Source organism: Algoriphagus oliviformis, assembly GCF_017254915.1.
Lineage (GTDB): Bacteria > Bacteroidota > Bacteroidia > Cytophagales > Cyclobacteriaceae > Algoriphagus > Algoriphagus oliviformis.
The window spans coordinates 294,927-317,535 of the sequence record NZ_JAFKCT010000006.1; the positions used below are offsets into that span (position 1 = coordinate 294,927).

At 52.5% G+C, this 22,609-nt stretch carries 21 protein-coding genes; 10 read left to right on the top strand and 11 right to left on the bottom strand.

Going from position 1 to position 22,609, the window contains the following annotated elements:
• Window positions 1–63 precede the first annotated feature (63 nt).
• The gene (locus J0A68_RS15370; RefSeq protein ID WP_206579099.1) at window positions 64–1,206 is read left to right on the top strand and encodes a DEAD/DEAH box helicase; all 1,143 of its coding nucleotides are present in this window, start codon (window positions 64–66) and stop codon (window positions 1,204–1,206) included.
• A gap of 110 nt (window positions 1,207–1,316) precedes the next feature.
• Here the strand turns inward: J0A68_RS15370 and J0A68_RS15375 are convergent, their stop codons facing one another.
• Window positions 1,317–3,242, bottom strand: a complete 1,926-nt coding sequence (locus tag J0A68_RS15375) for an IGHMBP2 family helicase (protein ID WP_206579100.1) — start codon at window positions 3,240–3,242, stop codon at window positions 1,317–1,319.
• A gap of 61 nt (window positions 3,243–3,303) precedes the next feature.
• Between J0A68_RS15375 and J0A68_RS15380 the strand changes: the two genes are divergently transcribed.
• A complete protein-coding gene (locus tag J0A68_RS15380; protein WP_206579101.1) occupies window positions 3,304–3,909 on the top strand; it encodes an acyl carrier protein phosphodiesterase in 606 nt (201 codons plus the stop codon).
• A complete protein-coding gene (locus tag J0A68_RS15385) occupies window positions 3,896–4,354 on the top strand; it encodes a hypothetical protein (RefSeq protein WP_206579102.1) in 459 nt (152 codons plus the stop codon). The genes J0A68_RS15380 and J0A68_RS15385 overlap by 14 nt, the downstream gene beginning before the upstream one ends.
• Window positions 4,355–4,371: 17 nt before the next feature.
• Here the strand turns inward: J0A68_RS15385 and J0A68_RS15390 are convergent, their stop codons facing one another.
• From J0A68_RS15390 to J0A68_RS15410, 5 genes are all read right to left on the bottom strand, one after another.
• On the bottom strand, window positions 4,372–4,911 hold the full coding sequence (locus tag J0A68_RS15390; RefSeq protein WP_206579103.1) for an inorganic diphosphatase: 540 nt from the start codon (window positions 4,909–4,911) through the stop codon (window positions 4,372–4,374).
• Between the two features lie 70 nt (window positions 4,912–4,981).
• Window positions 4,982–6,076: a hybrid sensor histidine kinase/response regulator gene (locus tag J0A68_RS15395; RefSeq protein ID WP_206579104.1), complete on the bottom strand. Its 1,095-nt coding sequence runs from the start codon at window positions 6,074–6,076 to the stop codon at window positions 4,982–4,984.
• Window positions 6,069–8,198, bottom strand: a complete 2,130-nt coding sequence (locus J0A68_RS15400) for a sensor histidine kinase (protein ID WP_206579105.1) — start codon at window positions 8,196–8,198, stop codon at window positions 6,069–6,071. The genes J0A68_RS15395 and J0A68_RS15400 overlap by 8 nt, the downstream gene beginning before the upstream one ends.
• A complete protein-coding gene (locus tag J0A68_RS15405) occupies window positions 8,195–8,902 on the bottom strand; it encodes a hypothetical protein (protein ID WP_206579106.1) in 708 nt (235 codons plus the stop codon). Before J0A68_RS15405 ends, J0A68_RS15400 begins: the two co-directional genes overlap by 4 nt.
• The gene (locus J0A68_RS15410) at window positions 8,892–9,995 is read right to left on the bottom strand and encodes a ThiF family adenylyltransferase (protein ID WP_206579107.1); all 1,104 of its coding nucleotides are present in this window, start codon (window positions 9,993–9,995) and stop codon (window positions 8,892–8,894) included. The genes J0A68_RS15405 and J0A68_RS15410 overlap by 11 nt, the downstream gene beginning before the upstream one ends.
• Window positions 9,996–10,201: 206 nt before the next feature.
• On the opposite strand from J0A68_RS15410, the gene J0A68_RS15415 reads away from it, so the two are divergent.
• Window positions 10,202–10,675 carry a response regulator gene (locus J0A68_RS15415; RefSeq protein ID WP_206579108.1) on the top strand — a complete coding sequence of 158 codons (474 nt, stop codon included), beginning with the start codon at window positions 10,202–10,204 and terminating at the stop codon, window positions 10,673–10,675.
• Here the strand turns inward: J0A68_RS15415 and J0A68_RS15420 are convergent, their stop codons facing one another.
• From J0A68_RS15420 to porX, 3 genes are read right to left on the bottom strand one after another with little or no spacing between them, the layout of a single operon-like run.
• On the bottom strand, window positions 10,676–11,887 hold the full coding sequence (locus tag J0A68_RS15420) for an alanine dehydrogenase (protein ID WP_206579109.1): 1,212 nt from the start codon (window positions 11,885–11,887) through the stop codon (window positions 10,676–10,678).
• Window positions 11,877–12,308, bottom strand: coding sequence for a tRNA (adenosine(37)-N6)-threonylcarbamoyltransferase complex ATPase subunit type 1 TsaE (gene tsaE / locus J0A68_RS15425; RefSeq protein ID WP_206579110.1), 432 nt, complete (start codon window positions 12,306–12,308; stop codon window positions 11,877–11,879). Before tsaE ends, J0A68_RS15420 begins: the two co-directional genes overlap by 11 nt.
• 6 nt (window positions 12,309–12,314) lie before the next feature.
• Window positions 12,315–13,874: a T9SS response regulator signal transducer PorX gene (gene porX / locus J0A68_RS15430; RefSeq protein ID WP_206579111.1), complete on the bottom strand. Its 1,560-nt coding sequence runs from the start codon at window positions 13,872–13,874 to the stop codon at window positions 12,315–12,317.
• A 59-nt stretch (window positions 13,875–13,933) separates the two neighbouring features.
• On the opposite strand from porX, the gene J0A68_RS15435 reads away from it, so the two are divergent.
• From J0A68_RS15435 to J0A68_RS15460, 6 genes are all read left to right on the top strand, one after another.
• Complete coding sequence (locus J0A68_RS15435; protein ID WP_206579112.1) at window positions 13,934–15,166, top strand: HD domain-containing protein; 1,233 nt, start codon at window positions 13,934–13,936, stop codon at window positions 15,164–15,166.
• A 15-nt stretch (window positions 15,167–15,181) separates the two neighbouring features.
• Window positions 15,182–16,204 (top strand): UDP-3-O-(3-hydroxymyristoyl)glucosamine N-acyltransferase, encoded by a 1,023-nt coding sequence (gene lpxD / locus J0A68_RS15440; RefSeq protein WP_206579113.1) that lies wholly within the window; start codon window positions 15,182–15,184, stop codon window positions 16,202–16,204.
• A gap of 142 nt (window positions 16,205–16,346) precedes the next feature.
• On the top strand, window positions 16,347–17,741 hold the full coding sequence (locus tag J0A68_RS15445; RefSeq protein WP_206579114.1) for a bifunctional UDP-3-O-[3-hydroxymyristoyl] N-acetylglucosamine deacetylase/3-hydroxyacyl-ACP dehydratase: 1,395 nt from the start codon (window positions 16,347–16,349) through the stop codon (window positions 17,739–17,741).
• Window positions 17,738–18,517: an acyl-ACP--UDP-N-acetylglucosamine O-acyltransferase gene (gene lpxA, locus J0A68_RS15450; RefSeq protein ID WP_206579115.1), complete on the top strand. Its 780-nt coding sequence runs from the start codon at window positions 17,738–17,740 to the stop codon at window positions 18,515–18,517. Before J0A68_RS15445 ends, lpxA begins: the two co-directional genes overlap by 4 nt.
• Before the next feature lies 1 nt (window position 18,518).
• Complete coding sequence (locus J0A68_RS15455) at window positions 18,519–19,139, top strand: ABC transporter ATP-binding protein (protein WP_206579116.1); 621 nt, start codon at window positions 18,519–18,521, stop codon at window positions 19,137–19,139.
• A 61-nt stretch (window positions 19,140–19,200) separates the two neighbouring features.
• Window positions 19,201–19,677 carry a hypothetical protein gene (locus J0A68_RS15460; RefSeq protein ID WP_236025614.1) on the top strand — a complete coding sequence of 159 codons (477 nt, stop codon included), beginning with the start codon at window positions 19,201–19,203 and terminating at the stop codon, window positions 19,675–19,677.
• Between the two features lie 117 nt (window positions 19,678–19,794).
• Here J0A68_RS15460 and J0A68_RS15465 read toward each other — a convergent pair whose 3' ends face one another.
• Complete coding sequence (locus tag J0A68_RS15465; RefSeq protein ID WP_206579117.1) at window positions 19,795–22,182, bottom strand: endonuclease MutS2; 2,388 nt, start codon at window positions 22,180–22,182, stop codon at window positions 19,795–19,797.
• Window positions 22,182–22,535 carry a DUF4296 domain-containing protein gene (locus tag J0A68_RS15470; protein ID WP_206579118.1) on the bottom strand — a complete coding sequence of 118 codons (354 nt, stop codon included), beginning with the start codon at window positions 22,533–22,535 and terminating at the stop codon, window positions 22,182–22,184. The genes J0A68_RS15465 and J0A68_RS15470 overlap by 1 nt, the downstream gene beginning before the upstream one ends.
• Window positions 22,536–22,609 lie beyond the last annotated feature (74 nt).

The window sequence follows — 22,609 nt, forward strand, 5'->3', positions numbered from 1 at the left end:
CAGGACAGCGGCGGAGGCCGAGGCTTTGGCAGACTTGTGCTACCTTTGTCGAAAATCCCGTCCATGAATTTTTCCGAACTAGGCCTCTCACCCGCACTGACCGACTCCATCACAAGAGCTAACTATGAAAACCCCTATCCTATCCAGGTGGAGGCCATTCCCGCAATCTTGCAGCAGCGGGACTTGCTGGGCTTGGCACCTACGGGTTCGGGAAAGACAGCGGCCTACATCCTGCCCATCCTCCAGCGCCTGCTCGCCAAAGATGCTCCCAGGGAGCGCTACGTACCGGTTTTGGTGATCGTACCTACCCGGGAGCTGGCCATGCAAGTGGCCGAGGTGACGGAAAATTTCAGCCGCTTCCTCCCGAGGAAGATCAAGTCCATGGCGGTCTTTGGCGGCGTGTCGATCAATCCCCAGATGATGCGCCTGCATGGCGTGGAACTTCTGATCGCGACTCCAGGCCGTCTGATCGACCTGGTCGGAAGACGGGCGGTGGGCGTGTCGAGAATCCATACACTTGTGCTGGACGAGGCGGACAAAGTCCTCAACATGGGCTTTCGCGAGGAGCTGGAGCACATCCTGGAGCTCCTGCCTGCCAAGCGGCAAAACATCCTCTTCTCCGCGACGATGGACGAAGAGGTGGAAAAGCTGACCCAAAACCTGCTCCACGACCCGGTCAGCATCCGGGTGGAAGCGCCCAATTTCACCCCCGACCAGATCGACCAAAAAGCCTATCGCGTCAGCCCTGAAAACAAAGGGCCTTTCCTCCGCCAGCTGATCAATTCAGGTGACTGGAGCCAAATCCTGGTCTTCGCCTCTTCTATCCGCACGGCGGACAATGTGGTAGGTAAGCTTTGCAAAAACGGCATCGAGGCCATCGCCTTTCATGGGGACAAAAGCCAGGGCGCCAGAACGGAAGCTTTGGCACGATTCAAATCCGGAAAAACCCGGGTATTGGTCGCCACCGACTTGGCGGCAAGGGGCATCGATATCCAATTCCTTCCCCTGGTGATCAACTACGAACTGCCTCGCTCGCCCAAGGACTACATCCACCGCATCGGCCGAACCGGCAGGGCGGGTGCCAGCGGAGAAGCGATCTCGCTCATCACCCCCGAGGAAATGCACCACTTCAAGGTCATCCAGAAAAAGATGGGAAAGTGGGTCAAACTAGTCCACGAAGAGGATTTCGGAAAGCAGGAGGAGTGATTTTTGATTTAGGATTTCGGATTTGGGATTTGGGATTTGGGATTTACGACCTTCTGAGAGCGTCAGCGCAATTTTCCAATTTCAAAATCTTCCAATTTTTCAATCTTACCCTACAAAAACTCATACACGCTCCGATAGGCTCCTTTTTCCTCAAAGTACCCCAGCAGCGCGTCAAAGAAGGGATTTTGGGTAAGCGTGCCGCTGTCACCAATCAGGATAAGTTTGCGCTTGGCACGGGTGAGGGCGACGTTCATCCGGCGGGTGTCCGAGAGAAAGCCTATTTCACCCTTATCATTTGACCTGGTCAGGGAGATCAGCATCAGATCCCGCTCCTGACCTTGGAAGCCATCCACCGTATCGATGGTGATCAGCTCGGCAAAGGCCTTTAGATTGGGAAACTCAAAGCCCTCGAAAATCAGACCTCTCAACATGCGCACCTGAGCGGAATAAGGCGCGATCAGGCCTATGGTCCAGCCTTCCTGCTTGAAGCGGGCTACGCCGATTCGCGTGATCGTCTCGTTCAGATAGGAGCAGGCAAAGCGGGCCTCCTCGGGATTGAAGATACTCAGGCTCTCCGCCTCCAGCTGCTCGGTGTAGCCGGATCCCGCCGTGTCTATCCACTCCAATACCGCCTCTCCATCGGGAAACTGGTGGCTCCGGGTATTCTCTGCCGCTTGCAGCTTTCCTCCGTAAAACCATCGGTTGGAGAAGCCCATCACCTCCTCGGGCATGCGGTACTGCACCTGCAGGAGCTGGGAAGTATGGGGCTGCCGGGCGATGATCTTTTCAAAAAGTGTGGTCGAAAGCCCTGCCTTGGCCGCCTCGTAGGACTTGATCGTGGGGGGCAGCTGACAATGGTCTCCGGCCAGGACGACTTTTTTCGCTTTCAAAATGGGAATCCAGGTCGCAGCCTCCAGCCCTTGTGCGGCCTCGTCGATGAAGACCACATCGAAGACCATTCCCCTGAGATTGGAGTGGGCGGCACCGACCAGTGTCGAGGCAAAGACCTGGGTTTTCTGAAAAATATCGGATCGAATGTAGTCTTCCAGATGGCCAGCGGCCTCACGCATCCGGGACACTTCCTGGTACATCAGCTTGCGCTGCGCCCGCTCCTCCGGGCCAAAGTTGCGCTTGTACTGCTTGGCCAGTTTGAGATAGGCCTCGGTATCCTTTCGCAGCTTCTTCAGGTCACGAAAGCTGTCATGGTTGGCGATCTTGGCATCGAGGGTCTGGCTGAGGATCTTCTCCTCCACGCGGGCGGGATGACCGAGGCGAAGGGCGGCGATGTCCGCATCTACGAGCTTTTCCACCAGGAGATCCACGGCGGCATTGCTCGGCGCGGTGACAAGTATACTCAGTCCCCGCTCGACTGCCTGGCGAATCGCCGCAATGAGCGTCGTCGTCTTTCCGGTACCCGGAGGGCCGTGCACTGCGGCGATGTCCCGGGCGGCGGCGATCTTTTGGCAGGCTTCATTTTGCGAAAAATTAAGGGCGGGAAGCTCGACGGAAACCAGGTCGGATGACTTGGCCGTTTTTTCCCCCAAAGCGATATCCCGCAGCTCGGCCAGGCGGGGATGGTCGGCGCTGATGACTTTTTTCATCGCTGCCTCCATCTCGCGGTAGCTGTTTTCATCAAAAAGCAAATCGACACCCAAACGGCTGTCCTGCATCCAGTCGGGGATCTCATCGGCCTGCAGGGTGACGACCATGGAGTCCCGGGAGACTTGGTTGACCACCCCATTGACGCGGTTTTCAGCACCCTGATAGCCCTCGTGGGTAGAAAAAAACGACACCGATTTGCCCGAGGAGAAGGAAGAAGGATAGCCCGAATCCAAGCGCTCCACCTCTACCAGTAGGCGCTCGCCCATGCCGATACGGCTCTTTTTGAGCTGGATAGGATGCCAGGTGATGCCTTCTTTTTTCTTTTCGGCCAGGGAGGTATGGAGGAATTTCCTGCGGTATTGGGCGAGGTCTTCATTCCATTCCAGCTTGAGCAGTTTGAGACCTTGCTTGAGTTCTTCGATGATATTCGGCATCAATCCTTATTTTAGGGTACAAACTAAGCAAAAACCAAAGGGCTATCCCCGAAAAAACACCATGAACTTTCTCGCCCACGCCTACCTCTCTTTTGGCCAGGAAGAAATCCTGGTGGGAAACTTCGCGGCTGATTTCATCAAGGGCAAGGAACTGCGCCGCTATCACGGAGAGCTGCTCACGGGCATCATGCTGCACCGCGAGATCGACGCCTTTACCGATTCCCACCCGCTCGTCAAGGCGGGGCAAAGCTACCTTCGCCCCCGGTTTCGCCACTATTCCACGGTGATCACGGATATTTTCTTCGACTATTTCCTGGGAAAACATTGGGACCAATTCTCCAGCATCCCGCTGGAAACCTTTGTAAACCAAACCTATGACATCATGGACCGCCATCTGCCGGAGCTGCCTGGCTCCTTTGGGGAGATGTTTTACTGGATGAAAAAGCAAAACTGGCTCTACCACTACCGGGAGATCTCGGGCATCCAAAAAACGCTCAGCGGCCTGAGCAAACGCACCGTCTTCGATTCCAAAATGGACGAAGCCCCGGAGCTGCTATTGGAAAAAGAAGGGGAATTTGAGACGATTTTCTTCGCATTCTTCCGAGAATTGGAGACTTTTGCCCGGGAAAAACTCACCCAACTGCGGCAAATCCATGGTAGTCATTAAGCCAAAAATATCCACTTACGTCTCTCTCGGATTGATTCTGGCAGTCCTGTTTACCGGCTTGATCCTTCTCCTGCGGGATTTTGCCTACAAGGGCTCCTTCGGCTTGTGGTTTTATCTCATCGCCTGCTCGCTGATCACGGTGGTGATCCTGATGCTTTTGGTCAAGATGCTGGCCGGATGGAGGTTTATCACCGCGGGCAGGGACCATATCGTGGTCAGACTGCCACTGAAACGCCTCACCAAAGCCTATCCGGTCTCCGAGATTTTGGCCTGGGAGGAAGAGGTCATCTTGGCAAACAAAAAGGAATTCAGGCAGGTGACGATAGCCTTCGAGGACCGAAACTCCATCGCAGTCTCCAACCATGAGCATGAGTCCTATACCGAGCTGGTGAACTATCTGAAAAAGAAAGCCGGGAAGCAGATGATAAAAACGAAAAAGGCCTGAAAAACAGGCCTTTTATGTTAACGTGGGGTTCTGAAGTTTTTGTCGTAGAGTGCGACGCTCTCGTTGATGATTCTCATCGCATCTTCCTTGCCGAGGAAATCCTCCACCTTTACCTCTTTGTTTTCCAGCTTTTTGTAGTCTTCAAAGAAGCGGTGGACTTCCTTCATCAGGTGCGGAGGAAGCTCGTCGATGTCGTTGATGTAGTTCACGGACTGGTCTCCTGCCGCCACGGCGATGATCTTGTCATCGGCCTCGCCACCATCGATCATGCGCATCACGCCGATCACCTTGGCTTTGACCAGAGTCATGGAAGGAATGTCGATCTGGGAGATGATCAGTATATCGAGTGGATCATGGTCTTCGCAGAAAGTCTGCGGGATAAAACCGTAGTTGGCGGGATAGTGCACCGCTGAAAACAGCACGCGGTCCAAGCTCAACATGCCGGTCTTCTTGTCCAGCTCGTACTTTCCTTTGCTTCCTTTTGGGATTTCTATCACGCCCATTACAAACTCGGGAGCTTCTTTCCCGATGTTGACGTCATGCCAGGGGTTAATCATATTTTTCTATTTTGTTAAAAAATGGCCTAATGCCGGGGCAAAGATACAAGGCCCCGGTAAATTCCATCTCCTAAAGTGTCTCTTTATTCAAATTAGGAAGGGTGACGGTCATGGTCGTCCCTTCGTTGGGCTCAGAGTCGAGGACGACTTGCCCGCCCATCTGCTCCACCGCTTCCTTGACCATGTACAGACCCAGGCCGGTTCCCACGTTTTTCTGCGTAGCGCGGGCAAAAAGGTTAAACACCTCCTCGCGATAGCGCTCCTCTATCCCTATCCCGTTGTCTTCGACCACGATGACAGCCTGTCCATCCCCCACATCCACGGTGATGCTGATGCGCTTTTCGCCCTCTTCCTTCTGAAACTGGACTGCATTGCTGAACAGGTTGTTGAGGATCACGCGGATCTTCGCATCATCCGAATAGAAGTCTTCACGCTGGTTGACCTGCACGTCCATGTGGAAGTGGGAAAGGTCAAACTTTTCCCTGTAGGCGGACATCTGGTTGTCCACGATCTCACGGAAGTCAATCCGCGTGATCTTGTGGTCGATCTTGGTCGACCGATAGAAGTCCAGCATTTTATAGATAAAATCGTCCAGCTTGCCTGTAGCCGAGTCGATCATCTCAAAGTACTCCAGCACGTTGGGATCGCTGAGCTCCATTTTGGCAAGCTTGGAAACGCCGGAGATACTCATCAGGGGGCCTCGCAGCTCATGGGAGAGACTGTAGACAAACTGGTTCATCTCCGAGTGCAACTTCTGCAGCTTGAGGTTTTTCTCCTTGAGCTCGCGGCGCATGAAGAAGATGTCCGCGGCATTTTTGATGGAGTTTTTGATCTGCTCGATGTTCCAGGGTTTGTCTATAAAGCGATAGACTTCGCCCTTGTTGATCGCGTCGATTACGCTTGCGATATCGGAATATCCCGTGAGCAGGATACGGATAGGATCGGGGTTGATCTTGACCATGCGCTCAAAAAACTCCGTACCGGTGAGCCCGGGCATGCGCTGGTCGGCTATTACCACGTGAATTTCCTCTTCTTGGGCGATTTTGAGTCCTTCCTCAGCATCGATAGCCGTAAAAATCTTAAAATCCTTGCGTAAGGTAGCCCTAAATGACTTGAGGTTGTTGTCCTCGTCGTCTATATAGAGCACGTGAATTTTATCACTCATACTTTGGGGCATTTTGGTAGATGGGAAGAGAAATAATAAAAGTAGTACCCTGCCCTTCCTCGGTGTTCACTTCCAGGGTTCCCTTGTGGTTTTCAATAATAGAATAAACTATGGAAAGCCCCAAACCTGTGCCCTTCCCAACGGGCTTTGTAGTGAAAAAAGGCTCAAAAATCCGCTGCTTGACCTGCTCCGGCATCCCTGGGCCGTTGTCTTCGATCTCCACCACCACATGGTCCGCAAAGGCGGTAGTCCTCACGGTGATCTTGGGATCGGTGATTTCTTCCATGTGGTCTGCCAGGGCATGGATAGCGTTGTTGATGATGTTCATGAACACCTGGTTGATCTTACCGGCCAAGCACTCCACCATCGGCAACTCGCCAAACTCCCGAATGACGCGGATTTTTCCCGGAATGGAGCTGTTTAACAAGATCAACGTACTGTTGATCCCGTCATGCAGATCCACTTTTTTGACGTCCTGCTCGTCCACACGGGAGAAGATACGAAGCCCCTTCACGATCTCCACGGTACGCTTTGCGCCGTCGTCCATCCCCTTGAGGAGCTGCTCGACTTCTTCCAGCACATAGTCCAGCTCCAGGTCTTCTTCGAGCTGTTTCGCCTCCTTCTTCGTACTTTCGGTAAACTCCCGCTGCCCCGAGTCCCGATAAAACTCGATGACTTCCATGATGTCTTTGATGTCCCGCTTGAGGGGGGTGATATTGGAGCTCACGAAGTTGATTGGGTTGTTGATCTCATGGGCGATGCCCGCGGTCAGCTGACCCAGGGATGCCATTTTTTCCTGGTTGACGAGCTGGCTCTGGGTGTTTTGCAGTGACCTGAGTGCCTGCTCCAGTTCGTCGGTTCTGATCCTTACCTTTTCCTCCAGCATGTTGTTTTGCTCTCGGATGAGGATTTGGTTTTCATTGAGCACCTTGAGCTTTTCGGTCTGCTCCAATTCCTTTTCTTTTTTCAGGGTATTGATCCTGTCGGCAAGCGCGAGAGAAAGGACGATCGCCTCAAAGGCCGTCCCCAAGAGCATGGGCAGATTGGCAAAGGAGCCCAAGTCTATCGCTCCCTGGTTTTGGAAGACAAATAGCAGCAAGCCAAAGAGGAAGAAAACCCAAGCGGCCAGGAAGTAGAAGGCCGGCCGATAGCCCTTTCTGGCAATCGATACGCCGGTGGTCACGAACAGCACCACCACCAGCAAGCCCCCTATATCGGTAAAGGAGTAGCTCAAGGGCACCATTCCCAAAATTCTCGAAATCGCTCCTGCGGAATAGACGATCACGATGAGGGAGAGGGCACGGTTGAGCCAAGGCACGTACTTTTTGGTCATTAGGAAATTCCTCAAAAAGAGCACCCCAAAAATGCCGGACAGGGAAGAGAAGACGACAATGCTGTGTTCGTACAGCAGCGCATTTTCCATGAAAAAGTAGAAATAGCTATAGCCAAGCAGCGAAAGCTGGGTGGCAGAGATCAGCAGAATATAGAGACAATAGTACAGATACACCCTGTCTCTGACCGAGAAATACAGCAGCAGATTGTACAGGAAGAGGGCCAGCATGATGCCCATATACATGCTTACCAGCAGGATGGTACGCGTATATTTTTTGTAAAACTCCCATGCGGGAGCCACGGCTACAGAAAAATTGATCGGCTCTGTGGAGAAGATCTTCAGGTAGTAGGTTTCCCCTGGGCGGATGACGGCACGAAAAACCGGAAAGGGAAAGGTCATAGGGTTGGACTTTCCCAAATGTTCTTTGGAAAGCAGCTTGGATTGGGCGATACCCTCGCCATTTTCACTCTTATATAAGGAGACGGAGCGAAAGGCAGGGTTTCTTACCTCGATGATAGAGGCCTCGCCTGTTTGCGGAAAGTCGCTCAAGTCCAGCTCTACCCATACGGTATCGGCTACGAATCCCATTGCGAAATTCCCCCTAACTGGCCCCTCAGGAGCGGGAAGCAGCTCAAACCCTTCTTGGGTACGCTGATAAAACTTCGCTTCGCCGACTTGGTAATCCACCTTGAAAAAATCTGAACGAAGGATCAGCAGTGAAACGAGGACTAAGGACACAAGTATCGCCAATCCCCAATACAAGCTTTGGATTTTTATGCTTCCTTTCATTGTAGGGTAAGGTCGTCTATATTGAGGTCAAAATGTATTTCCAAAGGCCCCTTGGGACTCTCATCCAAGGAAACCTGGGTGGGGTTGTTTCTTAGGTTGTCAATGTACTCCTTTTCCGCTGGACTGGAGCAAGGCAGGTTGATCACGTCTTGGATTTCCATGATCGTCGCCACCAAACCTTCTTTCGGGTACAGGAAGGCTCCGTTGTCCCCGAGGGAGTGGATGATCTCGAAACCGACCGACTGGGAATTTTTGACCGTAAAAGGCGAGCAGAAAGCCATCAAGCTCTTCAATTTCAAAAACGAGGTGATCGCCACCCCGATGCGGATCAGGTAAATGCTTCCCAAACCGAAGCCGGACACTTCCCGGGAGTTCCACAAGCCGCAATACTCGGCGACTTCCAGATTCTTGAATTTCTTCATGTACTCGATGATGCGAACATCTTTCTCGAGGATGGCCCCTTCCAGCGGGAGTGGAAAGTTTTCGTTGCGAAGCTGTATCCTACCGCCGCCCAATATCCTCCCGGTACCATCCATGGCCTCGACCAGGAGCAGGTATACGTTTGGATTCTTTACCCAAGAGCGGTCTGCCGAGGTCACTTTGGTCACTCCATAGGATTCCAAAACGTGAAAGTGGCCAGCAATGTACTTTTCGGTTTCCTCAGGAGAGGAAACCGCCCTTACCACTCTAATCCTAACTTTCATGGTCAATCAAAAAGAACTCGTCCAAATCCACATACACTCGGCCGGACCCGGAAATCTGACCACACAGAATACGTTTTGCAAAATAGGCGCACATCGCCCCTCCCATCACTACGGAAGAGGCCAACTGCGGCCAGGTGGTGATGCTCTTGCCAATCTCCTGAATGCTGTTTCGAGCTCTTTCGGACAGGTTTTCAAAATCCAAAATCGCCATCATCAGCTGGTTTCTGTTTTCCTCCAGGCGCTGCAGCAGCGTGCTTTCCTCTCCGAATGGGGACAGGAAGCCATGGAAAATCGGGCGCGCAGGCTCTAGGTCGAATCGCTCGACATCCACCATTCCACGGTCGCTGGTGTCCATCAGCACCGGGATTCCCAGGGATTTTGCTTTCAATCTCGATAATATCTTCATCGGCAGGCTATCGCATTCTTCGATCAACAGGTCTAGCTGGCCCCCGTCGTTGAAAAATGCCTCCATGTTTTCTTCAGTAAGGCCGTCCGAATATACTTTGATTTTTAGATATGGATCAATCTCCGCGATTTCTCTTACAACAATTTCTGTCTTTCGCAGCCCCAAATTTGTCACGCTGGTACGGATCCGGTTCATGTTGGACAGCTCAAGCGTATCAAAGTCCGCGATCCTCAATTCGCCAAAAGTCCGCTCCATCGCCAGGCACACCGCGACGCTTTGCCCCACGGAGAGGCCTACGACGCCGATTTTCTTGGTCGCCATCAGTTCTTGCTCCTCCACGGTGTATTTGTACTTGTTGCGCGAGGTTCTTACCTGGGTAAACTCCCGCTCGGGAAGCAGGTGGACCAGGGTATTTTTCCAGGGATAATACACCCAGTTGCCGTACTTGTCGCGGTCTTTTCCTTCAAAAAACTCTCCGATTTTCTTCTCGATTTCGGAGGGGGAAAGCCTCGTTTGCGGATGCGCAGCCTTGATCAGATCAGACACTTGGCTGTCAATGGCATCGATCGTATGCACACGATTGTCCAATCGCAGCGTTTGAATCTCCTCCCAATCGTTTTGGATATTTGGGTTCAAAATCATGGGATGGGCTTGATCGCGCTGATCAATCCGGGGTTCGGTGGGCATAATTTGACTAAGGGGTGATAAAGCTGAGTAAAGTTAATTTTTCCGCAAAGAACTCAAATTATTTAGTCCGCAATTTGTGCCAAAAAAGAACTAAAAACTGTCTAGCTTAGCATAATAATACAGACATCACCTCCTATGTTTGTTTTTTCTTAGAAAAACAGAATATTTGAAGTGTCAACAATCGCCCCCTTTAAGGTAAACTTTGGATGGAAAATCAGCCTGACGAAAAAATAAGAATCCTGTACGTAGACGACGAAGAGAATAATCTCCAGGCATTTAAAGCGACATTCCGACGGGATTACAAGATTTTTCTGGCGATTTCGGCAAAAGAAGGAGAGGAAGTGCTGGCCCGGGAAGAGGTGGATCTCATCATCACCGACCAGCGTATGCCGGAGAAGACCGGTGTGGAATTTTTGGAAAGCATCATCCCGAAGTATCCCAAACCCATCCGTCTTTTGCTCACCGGCTACACCGACATCCAGGCCGTGATCGACGCGATCAACAAGGGTCAGGTGTACCACTACCTCACCAAACCTTGGGAGGAAGACTATCTGCGGACGGTCATCAAAAACGCCTTTGAGGTATTTGCCCTCCGGAGGGAAAACGAGAAACTGACCTCCTCCCTACTCAAAGCCAACGAGCAGCTGGAGTTTTTGCTCCGGCAAAACCTCCTCTCCTGATCAATACCTCGCCGCGAGCAGCAGCTGTAGCTCTTTGTGGTTTAGGCTGAACTTCCGCGCCAAAAACGCGTTGGTCAGGCTTCCCCTGTAGGTGTACACTCCCCGGAGAAACCATTTGTAGTTGAAAATCATTTCCTCCGGCCCGCCGAGATCGGACATCTGTAGGATAATCGGGGTGAAAATATTGCTCAGGGAATAGGATGCGGTGCGGGCCACGCGAGAGGCAATATTCGGCACGCAATAGTGGATGATGTCATGCACTTGATAGACGGGATCATCGTGCGTGGTCATGCGGGCGGTCTCTATGCATCCGCCCTGGTCTATCCCCACGTCGATGATGATGCTGCCATGGATCATATTGGCCACCATCTCTTCGGTGACGACGATTTTGTTTCGGCCTTTTTCGGCACGGAGGGCTCCGATCACCACATCCGCTTCGGACAGGGCCTGTCCCAGGCTGTAGTTGTCGATCGTCGAGGTATAGATCTGCTGCCCCAGCAGCTGCTTGATCCGTCTCAGTTTGTAGATATGGTTGTCAAACACTTTGATGTTTGCGCCCAGCCCCAGCGCGGTACGGGCAGCATACTCCGCCACGGTTCCGGCTCCGATGATCACTACCTGCGTAGGCGGCACACCGGTGACTCCGCCGAGAATGAGCCCCTTGCCCTCGTTTACGCTGGAGAGGTACTCCGAGGCGATCAGCATCACGGTACTGCCGGCGATCTCTGCCATGGCGCGTACCACGGGCATGCCCCCTACTTTGTCTTCCAGGTACTCAAAGGCCACCGCGGTGATCTTCTTTTCATTCAGTGCCTTGATGAATTCAGCGCTTTGCTTCTCCAGCTGAAGCGCCGAGATCAGGCAGCTGCCGGAAGACATGTCCGCGATTTCTTCGATGGTGAGGGGGTCGATCTTGAGGATCACGTCAGCAGACAGCACCTCCTTTCTGGAGTACACGATCTTGGCTCCGGCATCGGAATAGTCCTGGTCGGAAAACTTGGCACTCAATCCCGCACCGGACTCGACGACCACCTGTATATCGTTGTTGCTCAAAAGCCCCACCGCCTCGGGCGTCAGCACGACCCGCTTTTCCTGCGTAGAGGTCTCACGGGGAATCCCCACATGGAGGGTCTTGGATCCCTTTCTGGTCTGAAGCGGGGACTCCTTGGCTATCAATCCTACAGACGTGAGTTCAGATAGTTCAGTGGGCATTTCGGGAATGTTGAAGTGTGATGGTCCTGGTGTTTTGTGAATCCGGGCTGATCCTGATCAGAAGAAAATCTTCCGGCAGAAACTGGGCAATATTCTCCGCCCATTCGATCCAGCAATATTCTCCACCATAAAAATACTCTTCTATTCCGATATCCAATGCCTCGGTAGGATCATCCATTCTATAAAAGTCAAAATGGAAAACCTTGGCGCCCGAGGCCGCTTGGTATTCATTGACGATGCCAAAGGTGGGGCTGCTGACCTGATCCTCCACGCCCAATTCGGCCGCAAGGGCCTTGATCAGTGTCGTCTTGCCTGCTCCCATCTGCCCCTGAAAGATCCAGATTTTCTCATCCCCGGCTTCGGAGAGGATACGGCGGACGGCTTCTTTGATCTGATCAAGGGGGTATTGGAAGGTAACCAAGCTAGCTTATCGTTTGGGGGTCAGGTGGACCAGGGGAACAATCATTTCCTCCAAAGATATACCTCCGTGCTGAAAAGTGTCCTTGTAATAGTTCACATAGTAGTTGTAGTTGTTCGGATAGGCGAAAAAATAGTCCTCAACGGCAAACACATAGGAGGTGGAAACGTTCAGCCGCGGAAGCATTGCGTCCTCCGGTTTTTTGATCTCAAACACCTTCCCCTGCTCGAAATTGAGGTTTTTGCCCTGCTTATAGCGAAGGTTGGTCGTCACGTTTTTGTCCCCGATGATGCGGTAGGGCTTGTTCACCTTCTTGGTGCCGTGGTCGGTGGTCACGATGACGTCTGCACCAGCGTTTTGTATTTTCTTGAGCAGCTCAAAAAGCGAAGAATGCTCAAACCAGCTCCGCGTAAGGGAGCGATAGGCCGACTCATCCGGAGCCAATTCGCGGATCATCTTCATGTCGGTGCGCGCGTGGGAGACCATGTCCACAAAGTTGTACACGAGGACATTCAGGTCAGTCTGCAGGAAGGTGTGAAACTGGTCCAGCACCGCCTTGCCCTGATTGGTCTGGAGGATTTTGTTGTAGGTAAACTTGTGGTTTAGCCGGTTCTTCGTCAGGTTGATCCTCAGCCACTCCTCTTCAAAGTTGTTTTTTCCCTCATCCGAATCCTCGTCTTCCCACAGCTTCGGGTAGAAGCGCGCCATATCCGAGGGCATCATGCCGCTGAAGAGCGCATTTCTCGCAAAAGCCGTTGTCGTGGGGAGGATACTATAATAGGTGCTTTTCTCCTCGACGTTGAAGTAGGGGCTCAGGAGCTTTTCCATGTCCTCCCATTGATCCAATCGCAGATTGTCTATCACGATGAGAAACAGGGGCTTTTTGTCCCTGAGCACGGGAAAGACCTTTTCCTTCAAGACCTTGTGGGACATCAGGGGTTTCTCTTGGTTTTTCTCCTCGAGCCAGTCCAGGTAGTTGTCCTTTATAAACTTCGCAAAGGAGGAATTGGCCTCGGACTTTTGGTTTTCGAGCACTTCCAACATGTTTTTGTTTTCGGTGGAATCGATCTGTAGCTCCCAAAAGGTCAGCTTTCGATAGAGCTCAGCCCAATCTTTGGGGTCCTGAGCATCACCCAGAGCCAGGCTGATCTGCATGAATTCCTGTTGGTAGCTTTGGGTAGTCTTGGTATCGATGAGCTGCTTGTTTTGCAGGATTTTCTTCACCGAGAGCCAGATCTGGCTTGGATTGAGCGGCTTGATGAGGTAGTCGGCGATCTTGCCGCCGATGGCGTCGTCCATGATGTGCTCCTCCTCACTTTTGGTGATCATCACCACCGGAATCTGAGGTTTGAGCTGCTTGATCTGCTGGAGCGTCTCCAAGCCGGTCATACCGGGCATCATCTCGTCCAAAAAAATCACGTCGAAATTTCGACCTTCGACCTCGTCAATGGCATCCACCCCCGAATTGGCCGTAGTGATCTCATAGCCTTTTTGTTCCAAAAAAAGTATGTGGGGCTTGAGCAGGTCGATTTCGTCGTCGGCCCAGAGTATGGAGAATTTTTGAGACATGTGGATTTCCCTTTCTTTTAAAATTATAATTACTTTTGAGTCAATCAAATGAGCGCTGATTGAAAAGCCAGAAAATACTCAATGATCCAGTTTACGGATTCATCACGATACCTAGTGAGTTAATTTTTACGATCATTGACCATCCTTTTTTCCAAAGACTACGCCGGATCAGACAGTTGGGCTTGACCGACTTCGTGTATCCCGGTGCGCTACACACGAGGTTTCACCACGCGATAGGTGCCATGCATCTGATGAGCATCACGCTGGACAACCTGCGCATCAAGGGCACCGAGATTTCGGACGAGGAGTACGAGGCGGCGCTCATCGCCATCCTCCTGCATGACATCGGACATGGGCCTTTTTCCCATGCGCTGGAGTACAGCCTGCTCATGGGCGTACCCCACGAGGAGCTTTCCCTCCTGACTATTCAACTGCTAAATGAGCAATTAGGTGGCAAATTAGACCTCGCTTTACGAATTTTTAAGAATCAATATGAAAGGAAATTCCTGAACCAACTGGTATCCAGCCAATTGGATATCGACCGCCTGGACTACCTGCAGCGGGACTGCTTCTTCACGGGAGTTTCGGAGGGCACCATCGGTGCTGATCGGATCATCAAGATGATGGACGTGAAGGACGGACAGCTGGTGATCGAGGAGAAAGGCATCTATTCCATAGAGAATTTCCTGAGCGCGCGCCGACTGATGTACTGGCAGGTGTACCTGCACAAGACCACCGTCAGTGCCGAAAAAATGCTCATCAACCTTATCCGCAGGGCGAAGTTTCTTGCCCAGTCGGGAATGGACCTGGCCGTGAGCGAGGAGTTTGGCTTCTTCATGAAAAACGACTGCAGGCTGGAGGATTTCAAAAGCGACCGCCGAATCCTGGAAAACTTTCTGAGCCTAGACGACTTTGATATCTGGGGAGCCATCAAGCTGTGGAAAAGACACGAGGACTATGTGCTGCGAAATATCTCCCAGATGTTTCTGACGCGAAACCTCTTCAAGATCACCCTGGCCAACGAAGCCTTGTCCGCACAGGAGCTGGAGGAGATCAAAGCCAAAACCCAGAAGAAGCTCCAAATACCCGAGGGGGACATCGACTACTTCTTCTCCTCCGGGACCGTGAGCAACTACGGCTACCTGGCAAAAGAAAAAATCAACATCCTCACCAAAAAGGGAAAGGTGATGGATGTGGCTGCGGCCGCCGACCTGCCAAATATCAAAGTGATGAGCAAGATCGTCGAGAAACACTACGTTTGTAAAGCCAAAAGCCTAATTTTAACCCGATAAATCCAAACCCGCACTATGGAATTCACTTTAGGCCAGCTGGCCGCACTTCTAGGAGGAAAGGCAGAAGGTGACGAAAACCAAAAAGTCAACCGGCTGGACAAGATCCAAGAGGGCAAGCCCGGAGGGATCAGTTTTTTGGCCAATGAGAAATACGAGCCCTTCCTGTATGAGACCGAGTGCACGGCGGTGATCGTTTCGGAAGGATTTTCCCCTTCCAAACCCTTCAAAACCACGCTGATCCGCGTCAAGGACGCCTACTTGGGATTCACCAAACTGCTGGAAGCCTACGCGGAGTTTACCAAAGCCATGCTCGTGGGTGTGGAAGAGCCGAGCTACATGCACTCCAGCAGCAGCATCGGGGACAATTGCTTCCGCGGGGCCTTCTCCTACATCGGCAAAAAATGCAAGCTCGGCAACAACGTGAAAATCCACCCCCAAGCCTACATCGGAGACAACGTGAAGATGGGGGACAACTGCATCGTGCATCCCGGGGCCAAAATATGCGCCGACACCCAAATCGGCAACAACTGCGAAATCTTCCCTGGGGCGGTCATCGGCGCCGACGGCTTTGGCTTTGCGCCACAGCCTGACGGCTCTTACAAGGCCATCCCGCAGATCGGAAACGTGATCCTGGAGGACAACGTGAGCATCGGGTCAAACACCACGGTGGACTGCGCGACCATGGGATCCACCATCATCCGCAAGGGAGCCAAAATCGACAACCAAGTCCAGATCGCGCACAACGTCGTGATTGGCGAAAACACCGTCATCGCCGCGCAGTCGGGAATATCCGGATCTACCGAGATCGGCAAAAACTGCGTGATCGCCGGAAAGGCCGGGATCGTAGGCCACCTCAAGATCGCCGACAACACGACCATCGGCGCAAACACCGGCATCAGCAAATCCATTAAGAAGTCCGGCGAAACCCTCTTGGGGTACATGGCGATGGACATGAAGGACTTTCTTAAGTCCTACGCACTGTTCAAAAATCTGGATGTGCTGGAAAAGCGAGTCAAAGAACTGGAAAAAAAGGACTAATTTTGCTGCCCTGAAATTCCGTGAGGAAAAAACAAGATGAAATCGAGCATCGCCCAGACTTCACTCCCCGAGTGAATGTCAAGCATGCGAGATTCCTCCCGATAGATTTCGGGAGGGCCTCCAAAGGGCAAATGACATTCATATGAAAGTAAAACAGCATACCATCAAAAAGCAGGTGGAACTTTCCGGCGTGGGTCTCCACACAGGAGTCGTTTCCAACATGACTTTTCTCCCTGCACCTCCCAATCACGGCATCAAATTCCAACGCATTGACCTCGAAGGCCGACCTACGGTGGACGCCGACTGCGATTTGGTGGTGGACGTGTCCCGTGGCACCACTTTGGAGCAAAACGGAGCGAGAGTATACACCGTCGAGCATGTCTTGGCGGCGCTGGTAGGCTTGGAAATAGACAACGTACTGATCCAACTGGACGGCCCCGAGCCTCCGATCATGGACGGTTCCTCGATCCAATTCATCGAAGTGCTGGAAGACGCCGGCTTCGAGGAGCAAAACGCCCTCCGCAGATTTTTCGAAGTCCAGGAGAGCATCCAATACAAAGACTCCGCAAGGGAAGTGGAAATGGTCGCCCTCCCGACAGACAATTACCGCGTGACCGTGATGGTCGACTACAACTCCCCCGTGTTGGGAAGCCAGCACGCCTCGATCACCGACATCAGCCAGTTTAGGACGGAAATCGCCTCCTGCAGGACGTTCTGCTTCCTTCACGAGCTGGAAATGCTGTACAACTCCAACCTGATCAAGGGTGGAGACCTCAACAACGCCATCGTCGTGGTGGACCGCATCGTCGAAGAAAAAGAATTGGCCCACTTAGCCAAGATGTTTAACAAGCAGACCGTAGAAGTCAAAAAAGAAGGAATCCTCAACAATGTGGACCTTCGCTATAGAAACGAGCCCGCCCGCCACAAGCTTTTGGACGTGGTCGGCGACTTGGCTTTGGTAGGGAGACCTTTGAAAGCCCAGATCCTTGCCGCCCGCCCGGGACATGCAGCCAACGTGGCTTTTGCAAAAAAACTGAAAAGGGCGATGGAAAAGGCGGGGGCATCCCATATCCCGCACTACGACCCCAAGCTCCCTCCGGTAATGGATATCAACCAGATCAGCAACATCCTGCCGCACAGATATCCTTTTCAACTCATCGACAAGATCATCTACTTGGATGAGACCGTGGTGGCCGGCGTGAAAAACGTGACTATGAACGAGCCTTTCTTCATGGGTCATTTCCCCGGAAACCCCGTGATGCCGGGCGTACTTCAGGTCGAGGCCATGGCCCAGACTGGAGGAATCCTCGTGCTGAGCACCGTGGACGATCCCGAAAACTACTGGACTTACTTCCTGGGAATCGAAAATTGCAAGTTTAGAAAAATGGTGCTCCCTGGCGACACCCTGGTATTCAAATGTGAACTTTTGGCTCCGATCCGCAGAGGCATCGCCAAGATGCGCGGAGAAGCCTACGTGGGTAACACCCTCGTCTGCGAAGCCGTAATGACTGCCAGCATAACCCGAAAAGAATCATGATCAGCCCCATGTCGCATATAGACCCTAAGGCACAGCTGGGAAGCAACGTGCATGTGGATCCTTTCACCATGATTCATGGAGATGTGACCATCGGGGAAAACACGTGGATAGGCTCAAACGTCACCATCTATCCCGGCGCCAGAATCGGCAAAAACTGCAGGATTTTCCCTGGGGCGGTCATCGCGGGAGTTCCGCAAGACCTGAAGTTCCAAGGCGAGGAATCCACCGTCGTGATCGGGGATAATACCACCATCCGTGAGTGCGTCACCATCAGCCGAGGCACCGTGGACAAGCAAACCACCGTGATCGGCAGCCACTGCCTGCTCATGGCCTACGTACACGTCGCGCATGACTGCGTGATCGGAAGCAATGTCATCATCGCCAACTCCGTACAGATCGCAGGCCACGTGTCCATCGACGACTGGGCCATCATCGGCGGATCCAGCGCCGTGCACCAGTTTGTGAAGATCGGCATGCACGCCATGATCTCGGGGGGATCTTTGGTGAGAAAGGACGTCCCGCCGTTTACCAAGGCCGCCCGCGAACCCCTCTCCTATGCCGGGGTCAACTCTCTGGGTTTGCGAAGAAGAGGCTTTTCCAGCGAGACCATTTCCCACATCCAGGAAGTGTACAGATACCTCTTCCTCAACAGCCTGAACAACAGCCGGGCTTTGGAAGAAATCGAGATCAATCTGCCCGCCACCAAAGAGCGGGACGAAATCCTCAACTTCATCCGCTCTTCCGAGCGCGGTGTCATGAAAGGCTACATCAACTGACATGCTGAAAATCCACTTGCATGAAGCGTCGAAACGCTTTCAATACGAATGGATTTTTAAAAATCTCAATCTCCAGCTGACGCAGGGTGATTCCCTGGCGATCACCGGAGGCAATGGCTCCGGAAAGTCCACTTTGCTCAAGTGCATCTCCGGAGCCATTCCCATTTCTTCGGGAAAAATCACCTTCGAGACCGAAGGAAAGGAGCTTCCCAGCTCCGACTGGTACAAGCAGCTCGCGATCTCCGCCCCCTACTTGGAGCTTCCGGAGGAATTCACCCTCTCAGAGGCCATCAAATTCCACTTCCAATTCAAAAGTCCGCTCAGAGGGATCCAGCCCAAAGAGCTGATCGAAATCCTCTACCTCGACCAACACACCCACAAGCCGGTGTCGCAATTTTCCTCAGGGATGAAGCAAAGACTAAAGCTGGGCTTGGCGCTTTTTTCGGATGTGCCTTTGATTTTGCTCGATGAGCCTACCTCCAACCTGGACAAAAAGGGAATCGCCTGGTACGGCGACCTCGTCCAATCCTATGGCCAGGACCGTATCCTGATCGTCTGCTCCAACGAGCCCCGGGAATACGGATTTTGCAACCAAAAACTGGCGCTTGAGGATTTCAAGTAAAAAATACCGCTTTGATCATTCAGCGATATCTCTAATTTTACACTTACCTAATTTGATTTTTATGAGATTCTATCTTTGGAAAATAGCCGTTCTAGTGTTCTTCGTAATGGGCTTGCAGGCCTGCGGAGGGGATGACCCCACGCCGACCCCTCCCAAGTCCAAGGAGGAAATCGCCACCGAAGCACTGACTGGATCGGGTACCCAGACTTGGGTGCTATCCGGAGGCGGCAAGGTCACCCGAGATGGCACCGACGTCTCTTCTCAGTATGCCACCTTCGAGCTGACGCTCATCTCGGCGCCATCCAAGACCTACACCTCCAAAAACAGCAACGACCTCTTCGACGCCAACGGCACGTGGGCTTTTGCCGGAACCAACTTTGATAAAATCACGCTCAGCGGCTCAAAGCCTGCGGCAACCCGGGAAATGTCCTTCACCCAATCGGGCAGCAATCTGAAACTCGTTTTCTCCATCCCAGCGCCCGGCGCCAGAGTCAATGCCGTCGCGGGCGACTACGTTTTTGACTTGGTGAAAAAATAAGATCGTTGGATTTACGATCTGCCACGATTCGACTCTAACTTCCACAACCTCCTAGCCTACTACTTCTCACGGCTTACTTCTTACCACTTACTTCTCGCTTCCGGCTTCCTAACTTCCCTACTTCAGCGTCACCAGCGTCACTCCAGCTCCTCCCCTATCTGCATGCTCATCTTCCGCCCTTCCCACCTGCGGCATGGTTCGAAGCAGGTTTCGGGTGATCTCGCGTAGGATGCCATCACCTTTGCCGTGGACGATACGCAGGTCTTTCACCCCCAGCATGTAGCCCTCGTCGATGAAGGTCTGGATCAGTGCCAAAATCTCCTCGCCCCTCTTCCCGCGTAGGTCCAAGTTGGGAGAGAAATCCATCATCTTTTCGTTGGTGTTGTAGTTGCCTCGGCGCTCTACGGCCTTGAGCTCTTTTTTGACTTCGGTCTTGGATATCTTCTCCAAGCGGGAAAGCTTCACATTGGACTTGAGGTCTCCGATTGCGATCTCTACATCTTTGTTTTTGATCGCCACGACCTCGGCCACAGCTCCGTTGTCCTTCAGCCGAACCCAATCTCCCACCTCGATCTTGCCTCCAATCACCCGGATCTCAGGGTCTTTGACGGCGGCTTTCTCCGGCTTCACTACCTGCTTGAATTCCTCCAAGTCCTGTCTGACCTGCTTGGTGACTTCCTTGTCGGCTTTCTTCTCCTTGATCTCCCGGATCGTCGCCTCGATCTTTTTGTTGGTCTGGTCCAGCAGCGCCTTCGCCTCCTGCTTGGCCTCCTGGATGTAGCGCTTTTTGGTGAGCTCGATGGTTTCCTTGAGCTGGTTGTATTCTTTGAGGCGGGTCTGTAAGAGTTTGTCCTTTTCCTTCACCTCGCGCAGCAAGACCGAATATTGGTTTTTCTCGTTTTCCAGCTGGGTCAAAAGCCGGTCGTAGCGCACCCTTTCCTCCCCGATGTGCGCTTTGGCGTAGGCGAGTATTTCCTTCGAAAGGCCGATCTTCGACGCGATCTCCAGCGCAAAGGATGAGCCCGGCTTGCCTATCTCCAGCTGGTAAAGCGGCTCCAGTCTATCGACATCATAGCGCATCGCGCCATTGACCAGGCCTTGGTTTTTGTTGGCGACCTGCTTTAGATTGCCGTAGTGCGTGGTGACGATCCCGAAAGTCCCCAGCTTGTTCAGTGACAGCAGGATGGACTCGGCGATGGCTCCGCCAAACTGCGGCTCCGTCCCCGTGCCAAACTCGTCGATGAAAACGATGGTCTTTTTGTTGGCAAACTGGGTGAAATGCTTCATGCTCATCAGGTGCGAGCTGTAGGTACTCAGGTCGTTTTCCAGGTTTTGCTCGTCACCGATGTCGATGAAGAAATTGTCAAAAAGCGAGCTTTTCGAGTCTGGATGGACGGGAATCAGCAGCCCGCACTGGAGCATGTACTGAAGCAGTGCGACGGTCTTCAGCGTCACGGACTTGCCCCCGGCATTGGGCCCAGAGATGACCAAAAGCCGCTCATGGCCGCCCAGCTTCACGTCGAGCGGAACGATCTTTTTCCCCTGAGCCCTGAGTGCCATCTCCAAAATGGGATGCCTCGCCCTAGTCCAGTTGAGGGTTCTTTCTTTCACCAGCTCAGGCTTGCAGCTGTCTGTCTTCTCCGCAAACTTGGCTTTGGCACGGATGAAATCCATCAAGCCAAGAAAATTGGTTGCCTTTCGCAGCGCAGGGATGGCAGGCCGAAGCTGGTCGGTCAGCTTCGTGAGTATGCGGATGATCTCGCGGCGCTCCATGTACTCCAGATCGCGGATCTCATTGTTGATGTCCAGCGCCTCCTCCGGCTCCATGAAGACCGTCTGACCGGTAGCCGACTCGTCGTGGATGAAGCCGCGGAGCTTTCGCTTGTTTTCGGCAGCGACGGGGATCACCATTCGGCCTCCGCGTATGGTCATGGCAGCGTCATCCGGAGTCAGGCCTTTGGCGCGTGCTTCCTTGAAGATCCGCTCCATCACCTTCCTCAGCCTGCTTTCTTCGTAGAGCAGCTGCGTGCGGATGAGCTGGAGTTCCTTGCTGGCATTGCTTCGGATTTTGCCCTTTTCGTCGATGATCTGATCGATGGTCTTCAGCAGGCCCATATCGAGATCCAGGAGCAGGCCCAGCAGGGCGCTGAGCGTGGGGTAGCTTTCTCCGTGTTTTTGGAAAAAAACCACACAAGAGCGAAGCGTCTGAAGGGCGAGCTTCACCTCATAGAATTCGTCCTGGTCCAGAAAGGCTCCGGGGAGCTTTGCCTTTTCCAAGAAAGGATTGAGGTTGGTAAAGTTGGAACTGGGAAAAACCTCGCCCGAGATCAGGATCTTTCGGAACTCGTCCGTCTGGTCAAGCAGACGCTGGACTAGGTTGAAATCGGATGAAAAAGAGACTTTGTCCACAAAATCCTGCCCCAGGGAAGAGGTACACTCGGCCTTGAGCAGGTCTTTGATTTTGACAAAATTGATCTTCAGGTCAAGATTGGAGGGATATAGCATTAGAATAAATCCAGACTGTCACCCGGGATGGATTCATGGAGGGTAAGGGAATCTATCACTCGTGAGTAGATTCGGTCCATCTTTCCGGCATCTTCCAGGTAGAATATGATACTTTTGGTAAACACAGAATCCTGTACGCCGTGTTTCCTAAACACGTCTTTTTCCATCAGGGAATAGAGTACCTGGGAGGAGTCGAAGGCGACGGGAAGTGCGCTCACGATCCCCTCAGTCAGTTGGATGTCAATCAGTACGGTCACCATCTCATCCTCGGACAGGATCCCCGGGGGAGGGGAATTCCGGTCGCAGGACAGGAGGGATATGGAAAAAAGAAGAAAGGCAAGAATTCGTTTCACGGTTTAAAATTAGGTTTTTTTAACTGATAATGTCCGAACCGATTACCAAACCTAAATTTTATAATTCGGCTCAA